Below are 232 nucleotides of genomic sequence, written 5' to 3'. Positions count from 1 at the left end.
ATCGGCTTGAGCCTCGCGCCGCAGCTTTGGGGACAGAATTACTGGATCGCCGATCCGTGGAGCTATCGCCTGCCCGATGCCTACGGCCAGTATCGCTGGGTGCGCTATTATGACGACGCGCTGCTGGTCGATCTCGACTCCGGTCAGGTGGTCGACGCGGTCTACGGCATCTTCTGGTAATCGCTACGACAAGATCCGGCGGCATGTCCGCCGGGTCTTGCCAATACCGCCC

The 232-nt window shown here is 62.1% G+C and carries 1 protein-coding gene; it reads left to right on the top strand.

Annotated elements, in window-relative coordinates:
• Positions 1-180, top strand: a 180-nt coding sequence (locus AC0IYH_RS34200) for an RcnB family protein (protein ID WP_471838943.1), incomplete at its 5' end; no start/stop codon positions are given.
• Positions 181-232: the final 52 nt, after the last annotated feature.

It is taken from the genome of Pseudomonas sp. AC463 (assembly GCF_979253585.1).
The sequence above is the reverse complement of the archived record's forward strand: the minus strand, read 5'-3'. Positions and strand labels throughout refer to the sequence as shown.